The following is a 19,304-nucleotide window of genomic DNA, read 5'->3' on the forward strand; positions in this document are numbered from 1 at the left end:
TATTCTCGACAATCTCACTTGCCGATGCAGAACCGGCCAAAGATCTCGCCGAGCACGTCTTCGACATCGACCCGGCCGAGCAGCCGCCCCAGCGCTCCCGCAGCCAGCCTGAGTTCCTCCGCAACCAACTCCGGTGCCAAGCCCACAGTCATGCTGCACCGCAGCATGACCTCGGCCTGTTGCAGCAAAAGCCGATGCCGCTCCCGGCTGATCACCGCGGCCTCCCCGCTCGCCGCAAAATACTGCGCAGCGAATCCCGCCAGCGCCTCGACCATATCGCCGACGCCATCGCCCCGCTTCGCCGAAATCCCAAACGCTTCCCTTGCGGCAACGTTGCCTTCGGTTTGCCACAGGTTTGCCGCAAGACCCGCGCCGCCAGAATCGGCTCCAACGGTATCGGCCTGCGGCACCAAATCGATCTTGTTCCGCACCCGCCAGACTGGCGCCGAGCCCTCGACCGCTACGTCGATCGCCTCATCCGCGCCGAGCCACAACACCAGGTCCGCCTCCGCGGCTCGCGCCTTCGCCCGGCGCACGCCCTCCTGCTCGACCGAATCCTCGCTCTCACGAATCCCCGCAGTGTCGATCAACGTCACCGGATAACCGCCGAGATCGAGCTGCACCTCGATCACATCACGCGTCGTGCCGGCATGCGGCGACACGATCGCGACCTCGCGGCGCGCCAGACGATTGATCAGCGTCGATTTGCCGACATTCGGCGGCCCCGCGATCGCGACCACCAGCCCGTCCCGCAGCCGTTCGCTTTTGCCCTGTGCCGCAAGCACTTCTGCAATCTCGCCGTGCAGCGTCGCGATCGTCCGCAGCGCCGGCGCCATCAGCTCGCCCTGCACGTCGCCTTCGTCGGCGAAATCGATCCCGGCCTCGATCAGTGCCAGCGCCTCGATGATCTGCGCCCGCCATCGCCGCGCCCTGTCGCCGAGCAGACCGCCGAGCTGCCGCACCGCGAGCCGTCGCTGCGCCTCGGTGTCGGCGTGAATCAGATCGTCGAGCCCTTCGGCTTCGGTGAGATCGAGCTTGCCGTTCTCGAATGCGCGCCGCGTGAACTCGCCCGGCTCCGCCGGCCGCACATCGTCGAAGGAAGCCAAAGCCTTGACCAACGCGGCCAGCACCGCGCGGCCGCCATGGATGTGAAACTCGGCCACATCCTCGCCGGTCGCGCTCGCCGGCGCGGCGAACCACAGCACCACGGCGTCGTCGATAAGCTCATGATTTACATCGCGAATCCGAACCCGCCGCACAGTCCGCGGCGGCGGCAATGCCCCCGTCAGCGCGGCCAGCACGTCCCTGGCGCGCGCGCCCGACACCCGCACGATCGCCAGCGCCGACGGCAGCCGGCCGGACGCGAGGGCGAAGATGGTCTGGTCGTTCGGATGCATCGGTCTGTCTTGCCGAGTGCCACCGTCCGACGCAACGCTCAATCGCACGCAGCAAAAAGGGCGCCCGTTTCGGGGCGCCCTCGCAGACTTGCTTCCAACCGCGGTCGATCAGGTGTTCATCGACTCGAAGAATTCGGCGTTGTTCTTGGTGTTGCGCAGCTTGTCGAGCAGGAAGTCGATCGCGTCCATGGTGCCCATCGGATTGAGGATGCGGCGCAGCACGTACATCTTCTTCAAGAGTTGCGGATCGGTGATCAGCTCTTCCTTGCGGGTGCCGGAGCGCGAGATGTCTATCGCCGGGAAGGTGCGCTTGTCCGAGACCTTGCGGTCGAGGATCAGTTCGCTGTTACCCGTGCCCTTGAACTCTTCGAAGATCACTTCGTCCATGCGCGAGCCGGTATCGACCAGCGCGGTGGCGATGATGGTGAGCGAGCCGCCCTCTTCGATGTTGCGCGCGGCGCCGAAAAAGCGCTTCGGCCGCTGCAGCGCATTGGCGTCGACGCCGCCGGTCAGCACCTTGCCGGAGGACGGCACCACCGTGTTGTAGGCGCGGCCCAGACGCGTGATCGAGTCGAGCAGGATGACGACGTCGCGGCCGTGTTCGACCAGCCGCTTGGCCTTCTCGATCACCATCTCGGCGACCTGGACGTGGCGCACCGCGGGTTCGTCGAAGGTCGAGGACACCACCTCGCCCTTCACCGAGCGCTGCATGTCGGTGACTTCTTCCGGCCGCTCGTCGATCAGCAGCACGATCAGATAGCATTCCGGATGATTGGCGGTGATCGAATGCGCGATGTTCTGCATCAGCACGGTCTTGCCTGTGCGCGGCGGCGCCACGATCAGCGCGCGCTGACCCTTGCCGATCGGCGCCACGATGTCGATCACCCGCGCCGACAGATCCTTGCGGGTCGGATCGTCGATCTCGAGCCGGAAGCGCTCGTCCGGAAACAGCGGCGTCAGATTGTCGAAATTGACCTTGTGCTTGGACTTCTCGGGGTCCTCGAAGTTCAGCGTATTGACCTTGAGCAGCGCGAAGTAGCGTTCGCCTTCCTTCGGACTGCGGATGTGGCCCTCGATGGTGTCGCCGGTGCGCAGGCCAAAACGGCGGATCTGGGACGGCGAAACGTAGATGTCGTCCGGACCCGGCAAATAGTTGGCATCGGGCGAACGCAGGAAGCCGAAGCCGTCGGACAGAACCTCGACGACGCCTTCACCGATGATATCGGTTTCCTTGGCCGACAGTTGCTTCAGGCAGGCGAACATCAGCTCCTGCTTGCGCATCGTGCTGGCATTCTCGACCCCCAGCTCTTCGGCGAACGAGACGAGCTCGGCCGGCGTCTTGGCCTTGAGGTCTGAAAGTTTCATTTCCCGCATTGGGATGGTCCTGTGGAATAAAACCGAGAGAGGGGATTCGTCAGCGGAAGAGAGCGGGGGACTGGAAAATACAGAGAGGCCGCAGGTCTTCGGGTCGATGACGTCTTTGAGCAAGGAAGGTGCGGAGAGGCTTCAAACCCGATGCGGCGGCCGGTTCAAACAAAACCAGATCGCAACCACATTCGCCTGCTTTTAGGTGGGACAGCCGAACTATAGAAAATCGTCAGGCCGCACGCAAGGCGTTCAGTGTCCCGCCATCGCCCGATTTTTCGCCATCAGAACGGCTTGACGATCACAAAGATCACTGCGGCGATCATCAGAACCGTGGGTATCTCGTTGATCACCCGATAGAATTTATGTGTCCGCGTGTTCCGGTCTGCGGCGAAATCGCGCACGTAGCGCCCCAGCATCAGGTGGATCACCGTCATCAGCACCACCGCGCCGAGCTTGGCGTGAAACCAGCCGGAGGTGAAATAGCTCTGCTCCCAGGCGATCACCAGGCCGGCGGCCCAGGCGACCATCATGGCCGGATTCATGATCGCCTTGTACAGCCGGCGTTCCATGATCTTGAAGGTCTCGGACTGAACCGAGCCGATCTCTGCGCTGCAGTGGTAGACGAACAGCCGCGGCATGTAGAGCATTCCGGCCATCCACGAGATCACCGCGACGACGTGCAGGGTCTTCACCCAAAGATAGATATCGGTCCAGTCGATCATCGGTCGCCCCACCGGCCGCGCGGAATTCCAGAGCCGATCTGGAACGCACCGCCCGCACAGCGCGTTACTCGAATGCGCGATCACGGAGTTTTCCGCAAGCTCCACTCCTCTAAACAATATTTATAGATTCTTAGGGTTTGAGTCGTAGTGTCGGGGGATTGTGCCGGCGCAACAGACGCTGCGGCTTGTCCTTGCACCATCCACATGTGCACAGCCCAGGGCGATGTCTGCCTGAAACGGCTTGGACCTTTGAACACGGGCGCTCGCGCCGTGATCCGGTCTCTTTATCAAGAGACAAATCCACATTCACCCGCTAACCTCGACACCATCCCGTGACGATTTCCTCACCCGAGGCCTGTGAAGAAAAAACCGGGTTATCCCGCCCGTGCCGGCCGCGGGGCCGCCATCCGGCGGCTTTCGCCCCGTTGTTCACAGGATACACAGGGTCATGATGCTGACCGACGGCAGCTATTTTCATCTCCATCTGGTGTCCGACTCGACCGGCGAAACCTTGATCACGGTGTCCCGCGCGGTCGCGGCGCAATACGCCAATGTCAATGCGGTGGAGCACGTCTACCCGCTGGTGCGCAGCCAGAAGCAGCTCGACCGCGTGCTGCAGGAGATCGAGGAATCGCCCGGCATCGTGCTGTTCACCCTGCTGGAGGGTGAACTGGTTGCCCGGCTCGAAGCCAAGTGCCAGGAGATCAACAGCCCGAGCCTGTCGATCATCGGCCCGGTGATGCAATTGTTCGAGGCCTATCTCGGCGCCTCCACCACCGGCCGGGTCGGCGCGCAGCACACTTTGAACGCCGAATATTTCAAGCGCATCGACGCGCTGAACTACTCGATGATGCACGACGACGGCCAGCATGTCGAAGGCCTCGAAGAGGCCGATGTGGTGCTGGTCGGTGTATCGCGCACCTCGAAGACGCCGACCTCGATCTATCTCGCCAATCGCGGCATTCGCACCGCCAACGTGCCGCTGGTCGCCGGGATACCAATTCCGCATCAGCTCGAAACCCTGAAGAAGCCGCTGGTGGTCAGCCTGCACGCCTCGCCCGAACGGCTGATCCAGGTCCGGCAGAACCGGCTGCTCAGCCTCGGCGCCGGCGCCGGCAACGATTCCTATATCGACCGCCAGTCCGTCACCGACGAGGTGTTGCTGGCGCGCAAGCTCAGCGCCAAATACGGCTGGTCGCTGCTCGACGTCACCCGTCGGTCGATCGAGGAGACCGCGGCCGCGATCATGAAGCTGCTCGCCGATCGGCAACGCCAGAGGATGTCCGAATGACGCTGTGGCTCGGCCCCGGGCCGCTGGTGCTGGCCTCGCAGAGCCGCGCCCGGCAGGCGCTGTTGAGCAATGCCGGGATTCCGTTCGACGCGATCCCGGCCGACATCGACGAGCGCGGCATCGCCAAAGCTTCCGGCCTGTCGGCGCCCGGCGAGATCGCCGCGCTGCTGGCGCAGGAGAAGGCCGCGTTCGTCTCGAATCATCACCCCGGCCGCCTGGTGCTCGGCGCCGACCAGACGCTGGCGCTGGGTGCGCGCGGCTTCAACAAGCCGGCCGACCGCAATGAGGCGGCAAAGCAATTGCGCGAACTCGCCGGCCGCCGCCACGAGCTCCATGCCGCGATCGCCCTGGTGCGCAACGGCGTCACGCTGTTCGCCGATGTGTCGATCGCCCGGATGACGATGCGGCCGTTGAACGATGAGGAGATCGCCGCCTATCTCGACCTGGCCGGCGACAAGGCGACATCGAGCGTCGGCGGCTATCAGGTCGAGGGTCTCGGCGTGCATCTGTTCGACGGCATCCACGGCGACCATTTCACCATTCTGGGCCTGCCGCTGTTGCCCTTGCTCGGCTTTCTGCGTAGCCAGAAACTGCTGGCGTTCTGACGAGAGCCGGCCAAAAAGCGGAGGGGCGGAATGCTGGTACTCGGGCTCACCGGGTCGATCGGAATGGGGAAATCCACCACCGCGAAGCTGTTCGGGGAGGCCGGGGTGCCGGTCTACGACGCCGACGCCACCGTGCATCAGATCTACGAAGGCGAAGCGGTGCCGGCGATCGAAGCGGCGTTTCCAGGCACCACGGTCGACGGCAAGGTCGACCGCGCGCTGTTGTCGGAGAAGGTCGTGCATGATTCCGATGCGATGAAGCGGCTGGAGCAAATCGTGCATCCGATGCTGCGCAGCCATCACCAGAACTTCCTCGACGACGCCGAGGCCTCCGGCGCACCGGTCGCGGTGGTCGATGTGCCGCTGCTGTTCGAAACCGGCGGCGAGAAGCGGGTCGATGCGGTCGTCGTCGTCACCACCTCGCCCGAGGTGCAGCGCGAGCGAATCCTGGCGCGTGAGAACATGACTCCCGAAAAGCTCGACGCCATCCTGGCGCGGCAGATGCCCGACGCCGAAAAGCGCCGGCGCGCGGATTTCGTGGTGGATACCTCGCACGGACTCGATCCGGTGCGCGCGCAGATCCGCGAAATCCTCGACGCGGCTGCTAGGATGCCTCGCCGGCGGCCGTGATTCGCCGGCGACAACCGGCGGCCCTTCTGCAATGCGCGAAATCGTTCTCGATACCGAAACCACCGGCCTCGATCCGCTGCGCGGCGACCGGCTGGTCGAGATCGGCTGTGTCGAAATCTACAACCGGATGCCAACCGGGCAGGTCTATCACCAATACATCAATCCCGAGCGCGACATGCCGGCCGAGGCCTTCGCGGTGCACGGGCTGTCCAGCGAGTTTCTGGCCGACAAGCCGGTCTTTGCGCAGGTCGCCGACGCGTTCATCGACTTCATCGGCGATGCGCCGCTGGTGATCCACAACGCTTCGTTCGACATCGGCTTCATCAACGCCGAACTGGCGCGGCTGTCGCGGGCGGCGATCCCGCGCGAGCGGCTGGTCGATACGCTGCTGCTGGCGCGGCGCAAGCATCCCGGCGTGTCGAACCGGCTCGACGATCTGTGCTCGCGCTATGCGATCGACAATTCGCGCCGCACCAAGCACGGCGCGCTGCTCGACGCCGAGCTGCTGGCCGAAGTCTATATCGATCTGATCGGCGCGCGGCAGTCGCAACTGATTCTGGCGGAAGTTCCGTCGGAGCGCAGCGGCGCCGGCGGCGACACGCCGCGCCGGCAGCGTTCGATCGCGCTGACGCCTCGCGTCACCGATGCGGACCTCGAGGCCCACCGCGCTTTCATCGCCCTGATGGGCGACAAGGCGATCTGGAACGAATACACGGCCGCCGCCTGAGCGGCGCGGATCCCCACGGCCCACACGCCTGGGCTTGTCCCGGGCATTCCCGTCTCGATGCATCCACCCTGAAAACGTCAATGGCCGGGACAAGCCTGGCCATCACGACGTTTCAGATCTCAGTTCGAGCCGAGAATCAGCTCGGCTGGCCCTGCTGCTGGGCGCGCTCGAGGTTCTGGCGGTACAGGCCGACGAAGTCGACCGGGTCGAGCATCAGCGGCGGGAAGCCGCCGTCGCGGACCGCGCTGGCGATGATCTCGCGGGCGAACGGGAACAGCAGCCGGGGGCATTCGATCATGATCAGCGGGTGCAGATTCTCCTGCGGCACGTTGACGATCCGGAACACGCCCGCATAGGCGAGCTCGAAGCTGAACAGCACGGTGCTGCCGGATTCGGCCTTGCCCTCGATCGACAGCGTCACCTCGAACTCGTTCTCGGCGAGGTTGTTGGCGCCGACATTGATCTGGATGTTGATCGCCGGCTGGCTCTGCTGCGGGGCCAGCGACGCCGGGGCGTTCGGGTTCTCGAACGACAGATCCTTGGTGTACTGCGCCAGCACGTTGAGCTGCGGCGGAGCGGCGGCTTCCGGAGGCGTGCCGTTTCCGTTGGTCATCGAAATCTCTCCTGAAGCGTGCGGGAAGCTCCGGCCGGTGATGCGGCGGCCTTCGCGCGAGGGGCGGGTGATTGTATCGGCGAGTGGCTATCATAGGCCCGCGGCCATCCACAAGGTGGACCGAAGCAGCAGCCTGCGCGCTCCGGGCGGTCGCCGCGAATTCCGCGGGCGGCGCCGCCCCCCGGGGCGGACCCGCATCTTGCCCAAATCGCTGGCGGAATGAACTTTCTTACAATGATCCGGTTTCCCCGTTGCGCCGAACGGCCTACATTCGGATCATCAACGCCCGGCCGCGGCGCGACGGGGCTTGCCAACCGGGTTGGCTGTGCCAAAACGCGCCATTGGCTGGGACAGGTTCCTCACTACATGTGAGGGCCGGCCCGCATCGTGATTCTGGGCCGTCGAGCCGCGGGTGCAGACCGCACCTTTCAGGCCGGCGCCGATGAGAAAGTGAAGCGACGTGGATATCTACACCATCATCTTCCTTGCGCTTGCGGTGTTCATCTTCCTGCGTCTGCGCAACGTCTTGGGGCAGCGGACCGGCAGCGAGCGTCCGCCGTTCGACCGCGCCGCGGCGCGGGACATGATCCCGGGCAAGCAGGACACCAATGTCGTGTCGATGCCGGGCTCGGTGATCGACCAGTCCCCGATTGCTCCGAGCGCCGACGTCGTTCCGCCGTCGGATCGCTGGAAGGGCATCGCCGAGCCGGATTCGCCGCTGGAGCACGGCCTCAATGCGGTGTTCACCCAGGATTCGTCGTTCGACGCCAACCATTTCCTCTCGGGCGCCAAGGGCGCTTACGAGATGATCGTGATGGCGTTCGCCAATGGCGACCGCCGCGCGCTGAAGGACCTGCTGTCGAGCGAAGTCTATGAGAGCTTCGAGGCGGCGATCAAGGATCGCGAGAAGAACGAACTGAAGACCGAGACACGCTTCGTCGCGATCGAGAAGGCCGAACTGCTCGGCGCCGAAGTGCGCGACCACGTCGCCCAGCTCACCGTGAAGTTCGTGTCGCAGATGATCTCGGTCACCCGCGACAAGGCCGGCGCTGTCGTCGATGGCAGCCCCGACAAGGTCGCCGATATCACCGACGTTTGGACCTTCGCCCGCGATATCAGCTCGCGCGATCCGAACTGGAAGCTGGTTGGCACCGGAAACGAGCTCTAGCGCGCGGGGCGCAACGCGCTCTGCCTGGGCGCGCGGCGTGCTTGCCGCCGCCTTGCTGTTCGCGCCGGCTGCCGTCGAAGCCGGGCCGCGCCACCACCACTCCTCTGGCCATCATTCCTCTGGCCATCACGCCAAGCCCCACCACGCCGCCGCACACAAGCGGCATCGGCTGCCGGCCGGGCCGATCGAAATCCCCGGCGGGCAGTATGCCCCCGTGAGCTGGGACCAGGTCCCCGGCTGGGATTCCGACGATCAGCTCGCCGCCTTCAAGACGTTTCAGGCCAGCTGCCGGCCGGTTCTGGCCCGGCGCAAGCCGATGCCGGATACCAAGGCGCTCGGGTCGTCGTTGGTCGCGCCGTGCCGCGCGGCGCGTGTCGCCGAGATCTCCGACGCCGCTCAGGCCCGCCGCTTCTTCGAACGCCATTTCCTGCCGCTGCAGATCTCACGGGTCGGCGAGGACGCAGGCTTCGTCACCGGCTATTACGAGCCGATCGTCGACGGATCGCGTGTGCAGACCGACGTCTACAATGTGCCGGTGTATCGGCGGCCGTCCAACCTGTTCGTGCGCGGCTATTCGCAGGGCGCCGGCCTGCCCAATGGCGGGCCGGTGTATCGTAAGATCGGCCGGCGGAAGCTGGTGCCGTATTATGATCGCGCCGAGATCGAGGACGGCGCCATCGCCGGTCGCGGGCTGGAAATCTGCTGGCTGAAAAGCCAGACCGATCTCTTGTTCTCGCAGATTCAGGGCTCGGCCCGGGTCAGGCTCGAGGACGGCAGCTTCGTGCGCATCAATTACGACGCCCACAACGGCTATCCCTATACGCCGGTCGGCCGCATCCTGATCGATCGCGGCATCATCCCGAAAGAGCAGATGTCGATGCAGCGCATCCGCGAATGGATGGACGCCAATCCGGACGGCGCCAAGGAATTGCGGCGGGCCAACCGCTCCTTCGTGTTCTTCCGCGAGGTCAGGCTGAAAGACGACGACGAGGCGGTCGGCGCGCAGGGCGTGCCGCTGACGCCGGGTCGCTCGATCGCGGTCGACAAGGGATTGCACGTCTACGGCACGCCGTTCTTCATCACCGGCGAACTGCCGGTCGAGGCTCCCGAGGCGAAGACGCCGTTCCGACGGTTGATGATCGCGCAGGACACCGGCTCGGCGATCATCGGCCCGGCGCGGGCGGATCTGTATTTCGGCGCCGGCGCGGAGGCGGGCGCGGTGGCTGGGCGGATGCGGCATCCGATCCGCTTCGTGATGCTGCTGCCCAACAGCCTCGATCCGGTCGCGCGCGGCCGCACCATGCCGCTGCCCGAACCGCGGCCATCGGCCAGGATCGCCAAGCAGTTTCCGCCGACGCCGGTCGCGAAAGACAAGCCGGTCGAAGCGGATGCCGCCAAGCCGACGGCGACGCCCGCCACCAAGCCGGCTTCTCCGTTGGAAGGTTCGGCGCAGGCGGTTCCGACGCCACAGGCGCGGCCCGATGCAGCGCCGGCCGCTTCACCGAAGCGAACGCACCGCCGGCCTCACCGGCATCGTCATCACCGACGCCATCGCTGACGACGATGAAGCGCGTCGCCCCACCGCTCGATCCACCCGCAGCCCCGCGCCGCAAGCGCAGCCTGAGCGAGGACGAGCGCGTGCTGTGGGACAGCGTCGCCAAGCAGGTCAAGCCGCTGCGCGGCCGCCCGCGACTGACCCGGATCGAACTGCCGGCGGCTCCGTCGGATACGCCCGTCGCGAAACCGCCGCCGCCGGCAACGCAGCAGCCGATCAAGCGCCCGGTCAAGCTGGCGACGCCGATGAGCCCGCCGCCGCTGGCCTCGCTCGGCCGGCGCGAGCGCTCGCATCTATCGCGCGGCCGCAAGGACATCGACGCCCGGATCGATCTGCACGGCATGACCCAGGCACGCGCGCATCACGCGCTGTTGCGCTTTCTGCAAAGCGCCAGCCATGATGGGCTGAGTTTCGTGCTGGTGATCACCGGCAAGGGCGCGAGGCTCGGCGGTGATCCCGAACGCGGCGTGCTGCGCCGCCAGGTGCCGCTCTGGCTGAGCCTGCCGGAATTCCGCGCTTACGTCGTCGGCTTCGACGAAGCCGCGATCGGCCACGGCGGCGAAGGCGCGCTGTATGTGCGGGTGCGCCGGGCGCGCGGTTAATCCGCCCGAACCAGCACTACGGATCGTCATCACCCGCGAAAGCGGGTGACCCAGTATCCCAGAGCGGTTGTTACTAGCCGCAGAAGCCCTGCAATACTGGGTCGCCCGGTCGAGCCGGGCGATGACGGGAGAGGGTGGAGAACGGCCGTCGCTAAACCTTTGTCAGTTGTGGCGCATTGCACCACTTCGACCACTCCCGTCATTGCCGGGCTTGACCCGGCAATCCATCGTCTTGCGAAAAGCGATGGATGCGCGGGTCAAGCCCGCGCATGACGTGTGTGTTTGTGGTGGCGTTCGTGGGAGCAGAGGAACGCCCGACGCTCAACTACAAGATGAACCGGCTCAAATCCGTGTTCTTCGCCAGATCGCCGACGTTCTTCTGGACGTAGTCGGCGTCGATCCGGATGGTCTCGCCGCCTCGGTCCGGCGCGCCGAAGGAGATGTCGTCGAGCACGCGCTCCATCACCGTCTGCAGCCGCCGCGCGCCGATGTTCTCGACGGTGGAGTTGACCGCGACCGCGACGTCGGCGAGCGCGTCGATGGCGTCGTCGCCGAATTCCAGCGTCACGCCTTCGGTCTGCAGCAGCGCCACATATTGCTTGATCAGCGAGGCTTCCGGCTCGGTCAGAATCCGGCGCATGTCGTCGCGGGAGAGTGCGTTGAGCTCGACCCGGATCGGCAGCCGGCCCTGCAGCTCCGGCAGCAGGTCGGACGGCTTGGCGATGTGGAACGCGCCGGAGGCGATGAACAGGATGTGATCGGTCTTCACCGCGCCGTGCTTGGTGGCGACCGTGGTGCCTTCGATCAGCGGCAGCAGATCGCGCTGCACGCCCTCGCGCGAGACCTCGCCGCCGCTGCGGCCGTCGCGCACGCAGATCTTGTCGATCTCGTCGAGAAACACGATGCCGTTGTTCTCGACGGCGTTGATGGCTTCCTGCACCAGCTGGTCATTGTCGAGCAGCTTGTCGGCTTCCTCGTTGACGAGGATGTCGTGCGAATCGACGACGGTGAGCCTGCGCGTCTTGGTGCGGCCACCCATCTTGCCGAAGATGTCGCCGATCGAAATCGCGCCGATCTGGCCGCCCGGCATGCCCGGAATTTCGAACATCGGCGAGCCGCCGCCGGCCTGGGTCTCGATTTCGATTTCCTTGTCGTTGAGCTCGCCGGTCCGCAGCTTGCGGCGAAACGAGTCCCGCGTCGCCGGGCTCGATCCCGGGCCGACCAGCGCATCGAGCACGCGTTCCTCGGCGGCGATCTGGGCGCGGGCCTGGACGTCCTTGCGCTTCTTCTCGCGCACCTGCGCGATCGCCACTTCGACCAGATCGCGGATGATCTGCTCGACGTCGCGGCCGACATAGCCGACCTCGGTGAATTTGGTGGCCTCGACTTTGAGGAACGGTGCGTTGGCGAGCTTGGCCAGCCGGCGCGCGATCTCGGTCTTGCCGACGCCGGTCGGCCCGATCATCAGGATGTTCTTCGGCAGCACTTCTTCGCGCAGCGCGCCTTCGAGCTGCAGCCGCCGCCAGCGGTTGCGCAGCGCGATGGCGACCGCGCGCTTGGCGTCGGCCTGGCCGACGATGAAGCGGTCGAGTTCGGAAACGATTTCGCGGGGTGAGAAGTCGGTCATGATTCTACTTCTTTCCCTCTCCCCTTGTGGGAGAGGGTGGCGCGGACGAAGTCCGTGCCGGGTGAGGGGTGTCGCGAGACGGAGAGGCTGCCCCTCACCCGCCCTCGCTTCGCTCGGGCACCCTCTCCCACAAGGGGAGAGGGGAAGAACCGGTCACGCGGTCAGCGTCTCAAGGGTCAAATTGCGATTGGTGTAGACGCAGATGTCGGCGGCGATATCGAGCGCCTTGCGAACGATGGTTTCGGCGTCCTGGTCGGTGTCGGCGAGCGCGCGCGCCGCCGCCAGCGCGTAATTGCCGCCGGAGCCGATCGCCATCACGCCGTATTCCGGCTCCAGCACGTCGCCCGTGCCGGTCAGCACCAGCGAGACGTCCTTGTCGGCGACGATCATCATCGCCTCCAGCCGGCGCAGATAGCGGTCGGTGCGCCAGTCCTTGGCGAGCTCGACCGCGGCGCGGGTGAGCTGCCCGGGATATTGCTCGAGCTTGGCTTCGAGCCGCTCGAACAGCGTGAAAGCGTCGGCGGTGGCGCCGGCGAAGCCGCCGATCACGTCTCCCTTGCCGAGCTTGCGGACCTTCTTGGCGTTGGCCTTGATCACGGTCTGGCCGATCGAAACCTGGCCGTCGCCGCCGATCACCACCTTGCCGCCCTTACGGACGGTCAGGATGGTGGTGCCGTGCCAAATCTGAGGCGAGCTTTCACCCGCAGCCGAATACATCGTCATAGGACCCCTTTCGCGAGGGCTGATCTAGGCACTGTGCGGCCGGCTTGCAAACCGGCGGGCGCTCGGCCGCGCTGCAAGCGCAAAATCCGGTCACCATAGGACGAAGATCGGGGCGCGGCCGCAGCCCCCGCAGTAGCGAAGGCGTCACCAGCCTGTTACAAGGACGGCGTTTTTTACCGGAGAGCCCGCTTCATGCGCACGGCCACGATCAAGCGCAAAACCAAGGAAACCGACATCGAGGTGACCGTCAACCTCGATGGCGCCGGCGTGTCCAATGCGGCGACCGGGATCGGCTTCTTCGACCATATGCTCGATCTGCTGGCCAAGCACTCCCGGATCGACATCACGGTGAAGGCTGTGGGCGACCTGCATGTCGATTTCCACCACACCACCGAGGACGTCGGAATCGCGCTCGGCCAGGCGGTCAGGCAGGCGCTCGGCAATATGGCGGGCATCATCCGCTATGCCAGCATGCTGATGCCGATGGACGAGACGCTGACCCGGGTGGTGATCGACGTTTCGGGCCGGCCGTTCCTGGTGTTCAAGGCGGAGTTTCCGCGTGACAAGATCGGCGAATTCGACACCGAGCTGGTGCGCGAGTGGTTCCAGGCTTTCGCCATGAATGCGGGCGTGACTCTGCACGTCGAAACCCTATATGGCGAGAACAGCCATCATATCGCGGAATCCTGCTTCAAGGGTCTGGCGCGGGCGCTGCGCGCGGCGGTGGCGATCGATCCGCAGGCGGCGGGCGAAGTGCCCTCGACCAAGGGTCAGCTCGGCGGCTAGGGCGCCGTCCATCGGCGGAGAAGGCAAAATGCCGGTCTACACAGTTCACGCGCCGCCGCCGGTCGACGACGAGCGTAGCGCCAAACCGGACCGTTTCGTATTCGTGCGCGACGGGTTCTATGTTTGGGCCTTCGTGTTCGGGCCGCTGTGGCTGCTGACGCGCCGGCTCTGGCTGGCGCTGCTCGGCTATCTGGTAGTGGTTGTGGCGATGACGGTCGCGCTGGCGACGCTGCGGGTCGGCGCCGGTCCGCGCTTCGCGGTGATGCTGCTGATGGCGCTGCTGCTCGGTCTCGAAGCCGCCAGCCTGTGGCGCTGGACGTTGAGGCGGCGCGGCTGGCGCCAGCTCGACGTCGTGATCGGTGACGATATGCCCAGCGCCGAGCGTCGCTTCTTCGACCGCTGGACCAGCCGGCAGCCGACGGCCGTCAGCTTCTCTCTTCCGCTCGACCGCGGCGCGCCGCCGCCGACCCGTAGCGTCCCGATGCCGTCGTCGTCGATCTATGGCGACATCGTCGGCTCGTTCCCGCGCCCTGGATCGTCGCGATGAGCGTGGCCATCGTCGATTACGGCTCGGGCAATCTGCACTCGGCCGCGAAGGCGTTCGAGCGTGCGGCGCGGAGCATGGAAGTCCCCGAAAAGATCATCGTCACCCGCGATCCGGAGCAGGTGTTTCGCTCCGATCGCGTGGTGCTGCCGGGCGTCGGCGCTTTCGCCGATTGCCGCAAGGGGCTCGACGCGATCGACGGCATGGTCGAGGCGTTGAACGAGACGGTGCGGGTCAAGGCGCGGCCGTTCTTCGGCATCTGCGTCGGCATGCAGCTGATGGCGACCCGCGGCAAGGAGCACGTCACCACCGACGGGCTCGGCTGGATTCCCGGCGACGTCGTCAGGATCGCGCCGAACCAGGAGGATCTGAAGATCCCGCATATGGGCTGGAACACGCTCGACGTGTTGCGCGAGCACCCGGTGCTGGAGCGGCTGCCGCTCGGGCCGAAGGGCTTGCATGCGTACTTCGTGCATTCGTTTCATCTGGCCGCTACCAGCGAAGCCGACGTGCTGGCCCGCGCCGACTACGGCGGCCCGGTCACCGCGGTGGTGGGCCGCGACACCATGCTGGGAACCCAGTTTCACCCCGAGAAAAGCCAGCGTTTCGGGCTGGCGCTGATCTCGAATTTTCTGAAGTGGAAGCCGTGATGGGCTTTCGCTTTCATCCGGACACAGCCGTCACCCTGAGGTGCCGTCGCGAAGCGACGGCCTCGAAGGGTGGCCGCGCACACCGGATCAGCATCCTTCGAGGCGCACCGCTTGCGCGGCGCGCACCTCAGGATAACGCTGGAACAGGTTGCCATTCATGATTCTCTTCCCCGCGATCGATCTCAAGAACGGCCAGTGCGTGCGGCTCGAACAGGGCGACATGGCGCGCGCCACCGTGTTCAACCTCGATCCGACCGCGCAGGCGAAGAGCTTTGCGGCGCAGGGTTTTCAGTATCTCCATGTGGTCGATCTCGACGGCGCCTTCGCCGGCAAGCCGATGAACGCACAGGCCGTGGAATCGATGCTGAAAGTCGTGTCGATGCCGGTCCAGCTCGGCGGCGGCATCCGCGACCTCGCGACAGTCGAGGCCTGGCTGTCCAAAGGCATCGCCCGCGTCATCATCGGCACCGCGGCGGTGCGGGATCCGGCGCTGGTGAAGCAAGCTGCGAAGTCGTTCCCCGGCCGCGTCGCGGTCGGCCTAGATGCCCGCGACGGCAAGGTTGCGGTCGAAGGCTGGGCGGAGAGCTCGCAGGTCACCGCGCTGGAAATTGCGCAACGCTTCGAAGACGCCGGCGTCGCCGCGATCATCTTCACCGACATTGCCCGCGACGGCCTGCTCAAGGGCATCAACTGGGATGCGACGATCGCGCTCGCCGAGGCCATCAGTATTCCGGTAATCGCCTCCGGGGGGCTCGCCTCGATCGAGGATGTGAAGGCGATGCTGAGCCCGCGCGCTCACAAACTGGAAGGCGCGATCGCCGGCCGTGCGCTGTATGACGGCCGGCTCGACCCGGCGGAAGCGCTGGCGCTGATCGGCGCCGCCAGAGCGGCTTGAGGACGAGCGATGTTCAAGGTCCGCGTCATTCCCTGCCTCGACGTCAAGGACGGCCGCGTCGTCAAGGGCGTCAACTTCGTCGATCTGCGCGACGCCGGTGATCCGGTGGAAGCTGCGATCGCTTATGACGCCGCCGGCGCCGACGAATTGTGCTTCCTCGATATCACCGCGACCCATGAGAACCGCGGCATCATGCTCGACGTGGTGCGACGCACGGCGGAAGCCTGCTTCATGCCGGTGACGGTCGGCGGCGGTGTCCGCACCGTCGACGACATCAAGACGCTGCTGCGCTCCGGCGCCGACAAGGTCTCGATCAATTCCGCCGCGGTGGCGCGCCGCGAGTTCGTCAAGGAAGCGGCGGAGAAATTCGGCGACCAGTGCATCGTGGTGGCGATCGACGCCAAGCGCGTACCGGGCCGCGATCGTTGGGAGATCTTCACCCATGGCGGCCGCAAGGGCACCGGCATCGACGCCATCGAATTCGCGCAGGAAGTAGTGTCGCTCGGCGCCGGCGAGATCCTGCTGACCTCGATGGATCGCGACGGTACGCGATCGGGGTTCGATCTGCCGCTGACCCGCGCGATCGCCGACAGCATCCAGGTCCCGGTGATCGCCTCGGGCGGTGTCGGCAATCTCGATCATCTGGTCGACGGCATCCGCGACGGCCACGCCACGGCGGTTCTGGCGGCGTCGATCTTCCATTTCGGCGAGTACACCATTCGTCAGGCCAAGGATCATATGGTTCGCTGCGGGCTGCCGATGCGGCTCGATCCCTAGATTCGGGCCGGCGGAGGCGGTAGTCTCGCACCGGCAAAACCGGCAGAGTAGGCGTATGGCCCGTTTCACCCTTCACGATCTCGAAGCCACCATCGAGGCCCGCGCGGCCTCGGGCGGCGAGGCGTCCTACACCAAAAAGCTGCTCGACAAGGGCGCGCAGCACTGCGCCAAGAAGTTCGGCGAGGAGGCGGTCGAGCTGGTGATCGCGACGGTCGAGAACGATCGCGACCACCTGATTGCCGAAGCCGCCGACGTGATGTTCCATATGCTGGTGCTGTTGAAGGCGCGTGGCGTGACGCTCGACGAGGTCGAGGCGGCGCTGGGGCAGCGCACCGCAATGTCGGGGCTGGAGGAGAAGGCGGCGCGCAAGCGCGACTAGGCGTTTTTGCGCGGACCGAAAACGGTTCGCGTCTTGGAAACGCGTCCGAGAAATTCCTACCGGCCGCAACGGCCGCAAAAGCAACAAGAACCAGAAACGAAGCGAGGACGACGCGATGGATGCCAGGTCGGAACTGCACCACTACAACCCGTATCGGGTGTTCTCGCGGTCGGAATGGGCCAATCTTCGCCAGGACACGCCGATGACGCTCGACGCGGGCGAGGTTTCGACGCTGCGCTCGCTGCACGACCGGCTCGACCTCAGCGAGGTCGAGGAGATCTATCTGCCGATGTCGCGGCTGCTGTCGATCCATGTCGGCGCGATGCAGCAGCTTTACTACGCGCAGCGCCGCTTCCTCGGCGTGGTCGAGCGCAAGATGCCTTACATCATCGGCGTCGCCGGTTCGGTCGCGGTCGGCAAATCGACCACTGCGCGCGTGCTGCAGGCGCTCTTGGCGCGCTGGTCGCCGCGGCCCAAGGTCGATCTGATCACCACCGACGGCTTCCTGCATCCCAACGCGGTGCTGGAGCGCGCCGGGCTGATGCAGAAGAAGGGCTTTCCGGAAAGCTACGACCTGCCGGCACTGCTGGCGTTTCTCAGTGATATCAAGTCAGGCCGCCGCAAGGTCCGCGCGCCGATCTATTCGCATCTGACCTACGACATCGTGCCGAACAAATTCGCGGTGGTGGACCGGCCCGACATCCTGATCGTCGAAGGCGTCAACGTGCTGCAAACCGGCCGGCTGCCGCGCGACGGCAAGGCGGTGCCGGTGGTGTCCGACTTCTTCGATTTCTCGGTGTATATCGACGCCGACGAACCGGTGCTGCGCGATTGGTACATCCGGCGCTTCCTGGCGCTGCGTGACACCGCGTTTCACGATCCGCGATCCTACTTCCACCGCTACGCGCCGCTGTCCGACGAAGAGGCGACCGCGACCGCGATCGCGATCTGGGAACGGACGAACCTGGCCAATCTCGAGGACAACATCCTGCCGACCCGGCCGCGGGCGACACTGATCCTGAAGAAGGGCGCCGACCACGTCGTGGATTCGGTGGCGCTGCGGCGGCTGTGATCTCCGCGGCCTGTCATCCGCGGGCTTGACCCGCGGATCGATCGCGCGCGAACCGCGCCGTTCAAGGATTCCTGCGAAGACGATGGATTGCCGGGTCGGGCCCGGCAATGACGCATTTCGTGAGCTTACGCCGCGTGCCGCGTCGCATCCACGCCGAAATGCTCGATGTAGCGGCTGCTGATCGCCGACACCGGCATGATGATCAGCACGTCGGTGGTGCCGAACTGATGGTCGATCACTGCGCCCTCGCCGATCGTGGCGCCGAGCCGCAGATAGCCCTTGATCAGCGGCGGCAGCTCGCGCAGCGCGGCCTTCTGGTTGACCGCTTCCTTCGGCATCCGGTTCATCTCGACATAGCGCGACGGATGCGCGCGGGCGCGCCACGGCTCCGGCGCCGATGCGTAATGATGCAGGAACGACAGCGGCAGCGCGAGCCGCGCCGGATCGGTGCCGTCGAAGGAGGCGCAGCCGATCATGACGTCGACGCCGTGCTGGCGGACATAGCTCCAGATGCCGTGCCACAACAATTCGACGGTGCGTTTGTTGCGGTAGGGCGGCAGCACGCAGGAGCGGCCGAGCTCGAGGAAGCGCAGCCGGGGATGCCGCGCGATCATGCCGCCGATGTCGAACTCGTTTTCGGTGTAGAAGCCGCCGTGGCGATTGGCGATCTCCTGCCGCAGCAGGCGATAGGTGCCGACCACCGGCTGCTTGCCGCTGAGCGACGGCTTGGCGGCGTGATCGAGCACCAGAAGATGGTCGCAAATCCGGTCGAACGCGTCCTTGTCGCGGCGCGCCAGCAGCGTGGCGGCGTCGGCGATCGCGGTGCCGTCCTTGTAGAACACGCGGTAGCGGAGTTTCTGCGCGCGCTTGATGTCCTGCTTCTTCTGCGCCAGCCGCACTTCCAGCGGGCCGAGCCGGCCCAGCGTCGCCGGAGTCAGCGCCGGTTGCGCGATCGGCTTGCCGTGATCGGCGATCTTCAGCGCCGGCTTGAGCCAGGTGATCGCGGTCTGCGCCGCGGCGCCGGCCATGTCGGGGCGAAGCAGTTTGATGAATTTCTTCGAGCGGGCGAGATGGTCGGTCTGCATGGGATCCTCGCGACCGCATGCAACCGAATCGGGTGGTGCGCGGCCTGTGCGCATCACCAATCACGACGTTTCAACAGCGATGTGACAC

At 65.7% G+C, this 19,304-nt stretch carries 21 protein-coding genes; 14 read left to right on the forward strand and 7 right to left on the reverse strand.

Annotated features, from left to right (window positions below):
• Positions 1-14: 14 nt before the first annotated feature.
• The 3 genes from mnmE to hemJ form a co-directional block, all read right to left on the reverse strand.
• Entirely contained in the window at positions 15-1,397 is a 1,383-nt protein-coding gene (mnmE, locus tag RPB_RS01990; protein ID WP_011439293.1) for a tRNA uridine-5-carboxymethylaminomethyl(34) synthesis GTPase MnmE, read from the reverse strand.
• Positions 1,398-1,505: 108 nt separating this feature from the next.
• Positions 1,506-2,771: a transcription termination factor Rho gene (gene rho, locus RPB_RS01995; RefSeq protein ID WP_011439294.1), complete on the reverse strand. Its 1,266-nt coding sequence runs from the start codon at positions 2,769-2,771 to the stop codon at positions 1,506-1,508.
• Positions 2,772-3,046: 275 nt separating this feature from the next.
• The gene (hemJ, locus tag RPB_RS02000; RefSeq protein ID WP_011439295.1) at positions 3,047-3,487 is read right to left on the reverse strand and encodes a protoporphyrinogen oxidase HemJ; all 441 of its coding nucleotides are present in this window, start codon (positions 3,485-3,487) and stop codon (positions 3,047-3,049) included.
• Between the two features lie 451 nt (positions 3,488-3,938).
• On the opposite strand from hemJ, the gene RPB_RS02005 reads away from it, so the two are divergent.
• Genes RPB_RS02005 through dnaQ form a run of 4 tightly spaced genes read left to right on the forward strand, consistent with a single transcriptional unit; the run spans position 3,939 to position 6,740 of the window.
• The gene (locus RPB_RS02005) at positions 3,939-4,778 is read left to right on the forward strand and encodes a pyruvate, water dikinase regulatory protein (RefSeq protein ID WP_011439296.1); all 840 of its coding nucleotides are present in this window, start codon (positions 3,939-3,941) and stop codon (positions 4,776-4,778) included.
• Positions 4,775-5,383, forward strand: a complete 609-nt coding sequence (locus RPB_RS02010; RefSeq protein WP_011439297.1) for a Maf family protein — start codon at positions 4,775-4,777, stop codon at positions 5,381-5,383. The genes RPB_RS02005 and RPB_RS02010 overlap by 4 nt, the downstream gene beginning before the upstream one ends.
• 30 nt (positions 5,384-5,413) lie before the next feature.
• On the forward strand, positions 5,414-6,013 hold the full coding sequence (coaE, locus tag RPB_RS02015; protein WP_011439298.1) for a dephospho-CoA kinase: 600 nt from the start codon (positions 5,414-5,416) through the stop codon (positions 6,011-6,013).
• Positions 6,014-6,044: 31 nt separating this feature from the next.
• Positions 6,045-6,740: a DNA polymerase III subunit epsilon gene (dnaQ, locus tag RPB_RS02020; protein ID WP_011439299.1), complete on the forward strand. Its 696-nt coding sequence runs from the start codon at positions 6,045-6,047 to the stop codon at positions 6,738-6,740.
• A 136-nt stretch (positions 6,741-6,876) separates the two neighbouring features.
• On the opposite strand, the gene secB is transcribed toward dnaQ, so the two are convergent.
• Complete coding sequence (gene secB / locus RPB_RS02025; RefSeq protein ID WP_011439300.1) at positions 6,877-7,353, reverse strand: protein-export chaperone SecB; 477 nt, start codon at positions 7,351-7,353, stop codon at positions 6,877-6,879.
• A gap of 460 nt (positions 7,354-7,813) precedes the next feature.
• Here secB and RPB_RS02030 point away from each other — a divergent pair, with 460 nt between their 5' ends.
• The 3 genes from RPB_RS02030 to RPB_RS02040 are packed head-to-tail and all read left to right on the forward strand — an operon-like array spanning position 7,814 to position 10,678.
• Positions 7,814-8,521 carry a Tim44/TimA family putative adaptor protein gene (locus RPB_RS02030; protein WP_011439301.1) on the forward strand — a complete coding sequence of 236 codons (708 nt, stop codon included), beginning with the start codon at positions 7,814-7,816 and terminating at the stop codon, positions 8,519-8,521.
• 37 nt (positions 8,522-8,558) lie between these two features.
• A complete protein-coding gene (locus RPB_RS02035) occupies positions 8,559-10,079 on the forward strand; it encodes an MltA domain-containing protein (protein ID WP_011439302.1) in 1,521 nt (506 codons plus the stop codon).
• 5 nt (positions 10,080-10,084) lie between these two features.
• Positions 10,085-10,678 carry a Smr/MutS family protein gene (locus tag RPB_RS02040; protein ID WP_011439303.1) on the forward strand — a complete coding sequence of 198 codons (594 nt, stop codon included), beginning with the start codon at positions 10,085-10,087 and terminating at the stop codon, positions 10,676-10,678.
• A gap of 325 nt (positions 10,679-11,003) precedes the next feature.
• Here the strand turns inward: RPB_RS02040 and hslU are convergent, their stop codons facing one another.
• Both hslU and hslV read right to left on the reverse strand, forming a co-directional pair.
• Positions 11,004-12,305 carry an ATP-dependent protease ATPase subunit HslU gene (hslU, locus tag RPB_RS02045; RefSeq protein ID WP_011439304.1) on the reverse strand — a complete coding sequence of 434 codons (1,302 nt, stop codon included), beginning with the start codon at positions 12,303-12,305 and terminating at the stop codon, positions 11,004-11,006.
• Positions 12,306-12,458: 153 nt separating this feature from the next.
• Positions 12,459-13,028, reverse strand: coding sequence for an ATP-dependent protease subunit HslV (hslV, locus tag RPB_RS02050; protein WP_049824645.1), 570 nt, complete (start codon positions 13,026-13,028; stop codon positions 12,459-12,461).
• A 192-nt stretch (positions 13,029-13,220) separates the two neighbouring features.
• Here hslV and hisB point away from each other — a divergent pair, with 192 nt between their 5' ends.
• From hisB to coaA, 7 genes are all read left to right on the forward strand, one after another.
• A complete protein-coding gene (gene hisB, locus RPB_RS02055) occupies positions 13,221-13,814 on the forward strand; it encodes an imidazoleglycerol-phosphate dehydratase HisB (RefSeq protein WP_011439306.1) in 594 nt (197 codons plus the stop codon).
• A 28-nt stretch (positions 13,815-13,842) separates the two neighbouring features.
• On the forward strand, positions 13,843-14,361 hold the full coding sequence (locus tag RPB_RS02060; protein ID WP_011439307.1) for a DUF2628 domain-containing protein: 519 nt from the start codon (positions 13,843-13,845) through the stop codon (positions 14,359-14,361).
• The gene (gene hisH, locus RPB_RS02065) at positions 14,358-15,008 is read left to right on the forward strand and encodes an imidazole glycerol phosphate synthase subunit HisH (protein WP_011439308.1); all 651 of its coding nucleotides are present in this window, start codon (positions 14,358-14,360) and stop codon (positions 15,006-15,008) included. Before RPB_RS02060 ends, hisH begins: the two co-directional genes overlap by 4 nt.
• Before the next feature lie 157 nt (positions 15,009-15,165).
• Positions 15,166-15,903 carry a 1-(5-phosphoribosyl)-5-[(5-phosphoribosylamino)methylideneamino]imidazole-4-carboxamide isomerase gene (gene hisA / locus RPB_RS02070; RefSeq protein ID WP_011439309.1) on the forward strand — a complete coding sequence of 246 codons (738 nt, stop codon included), beginning with the start codon at positions 15,166-15,168 and terminating at the stop codon, positions 15,901-15,903.
• Positions 15,904-15,912: 9 nt separating this feature from the next.
• Positions 15,913-16,680: an imidazole glycerol phosphate synthase subunit HisF gene (hisF, locus tag RPB_RS02075; protein WP_011439310.1), complete on the forward strand. Its 768-nt coding sequence runs from the start codon at positions 15,913-15,915 to the stop codon at positions 16,678-16,680.
• Positions 16,681-16,735: 55 nt separating this feature from the next.
• Entirely contained in the window at positions 16,736-17,059 is a 324-nt protein-coding gene (locus RPB_RS02080; RefSeq protein WP_011439311.1) for a phosphoribosyl-ATP diphosphatase, read from the forward strand.
• 115 nt (positions 17,060-17,174) lie between these two features.
• On the forward strand, positions 17,175-18,131 hold the full coding sequence (coaA, locus tag RPB_RS02085; protein WP_011439312.1) for a type I pantothenate kinase: 957 nt from the start codon (positions 17,175-17,177) through the stop codon (positions 18,129-18,131).
• 125 nt (positions 18,132-18,256) lie between these two features.
• Here the strand turns inward: coaA and RPB_RS02090 are convergent, their stop codons facing one another.
• Positions 18,257-19,216, reverse strand: a complete 960-nt coding sequence (locus RPB_RS02090; RefSeq protein ID WP_049824646.1) for a GNAT family N-acetyltransferase — start codon at positions 19,214-19,216, stop codon at positions 18,257-18,259.
• Between the last annotated feature and the right edge of the window lie 88 nt (positions 19,217-19,304).

It is taken from the genome of Rhodopseudomonas palustris HaA2 (genome assembly GCF_000013365.1).
GTDB classification, from domain to species: domain Bacteria; phylum Pseudomonadota; class Alphaproteobacteria; order Rhizobiales; family Xanthobacteraceae; genus Rhodopseudomonas; species Rhodopseudomonas palustris_J.

Coding starts and splice junctions, on each gene's coding strand:
- mnmE (WP_011439293.1), bottom strand. CDS start 1,397: ATGCATCCGAACGACCAGACCATCTTCGCCCTCGCGTCCGGCCGGCTG.
- rho (WP_011439294.1), bottom strand. CDS start 2,771: ATGCGGGAAATGAAACTTTCAGACCTCAAGGCCAAGACGCCGGCCGAG.
- hemJ (WP_011439295.1), bottom strand. CDS start 3,487: ATGATCGACTGGACCGATATCTATCTTTGGGTGAAGACCCTGCACGTC.
- RPB_RS02005 (WP_011439296.1), top strand. CDS start 3,939: ATGCTGACCGACGGCAGCTATTTTCATCTCCATCTGGTGTCCGACTCG.
- RPB_RS02010 (WP_011439297.1), top strand. CDS start 4,775: ATGACGCTGTGGCTCGGCCCCGGGCCGCTGGTGCTGGCCTCGCAGAGC.
- coaE (WP_011439298.1), top strand. CDS start 5,414: ATGCTGGTACTCGGGCTCACCGGGTCGATCGGAATGGGGAAATCCACC.
- dnaQ (WP_011439299.1), top strand. CDS start 6,045: ATGCGCGAAATCGTTCTCGATACCGAAACCACCGGCCTCGATCCGCTG.
- secB (WP_011439300.1), bottom strand. CDS start 7,353: ATGACCAACGGAAACGGCACGCCTCCGGAAGCCGCCGCTCCGCCGCAG.
- RPB_RS02040 (WP_011439303.1), top strand. CDS start 10,085: ATGAAGCGCGTCGCCCCACCGCTCGATCCACCCGCAGCCCCGCGCCGC.
- hslU (WP_011439304.1), bottom strand. CDS start 12,305: ATGACCGACTTCTCACCCCGCGAAATCGTTTCCGAACTCGACCGCTTC.
- hslV (WP_049824645.1), bottom strand. CDS start 13,028: ATGACGATGTATTCGGCTGCGGGTGAAAGCTCGCCTCAGATTTGGCAC.
- hisB (WP_011439306.1), top strand. CDS start 13,221: ATGCGCACGGCCACGATCAAGCGCAAAACCAAGGAAACCGACATCGAG.
- RPB_RS02060 (WP_011439307.1), top strand. CDS start 13,843: ATGCCGGTCTACACAGTTCACGCGCCGCCGCCGGTCGACGACGAGCGT.
- hisH (WP_011439308.1), top strand. CDS start 14,358: ATGAGCGTGGCCATCGTCGATTACGGCTCGGGCAATCTGCACTCGGCC.
- hisA (WP_011439309.1), top strand. CDS start 15,166: ATGATTCTCTTCCCCGCGATCGATCTCAAGAACGGCCAGTGCGTGCGG.
- hisF (WP_011439310.1), top strand. CDS start 15,913: ATGTTCAAGGTCCGCGTCATTCCCTGCCTCGACGTCAAGGACGGCCGC.
- RPB_RS02080 (WP_011439311.1), top strand. CDS start 16,736: ATGGCCCGTTTCACCCTTCACGATCTCGAAGCCACCATCGAGGCCCGC.
- coaA (WP_011439312.1), top strand. CDS start 17,175: ATGGATGCCAGGTCGGAACTGCACCACTACAACCCGTATCGGGTGTTC.
- RPB_RS02090 (WP_049824646.1), bottom strand. CDS start 19,216: ATGCAGACCGACCATCTCGCCCGCTCGAAGAAATTCATCAAACTGCTT.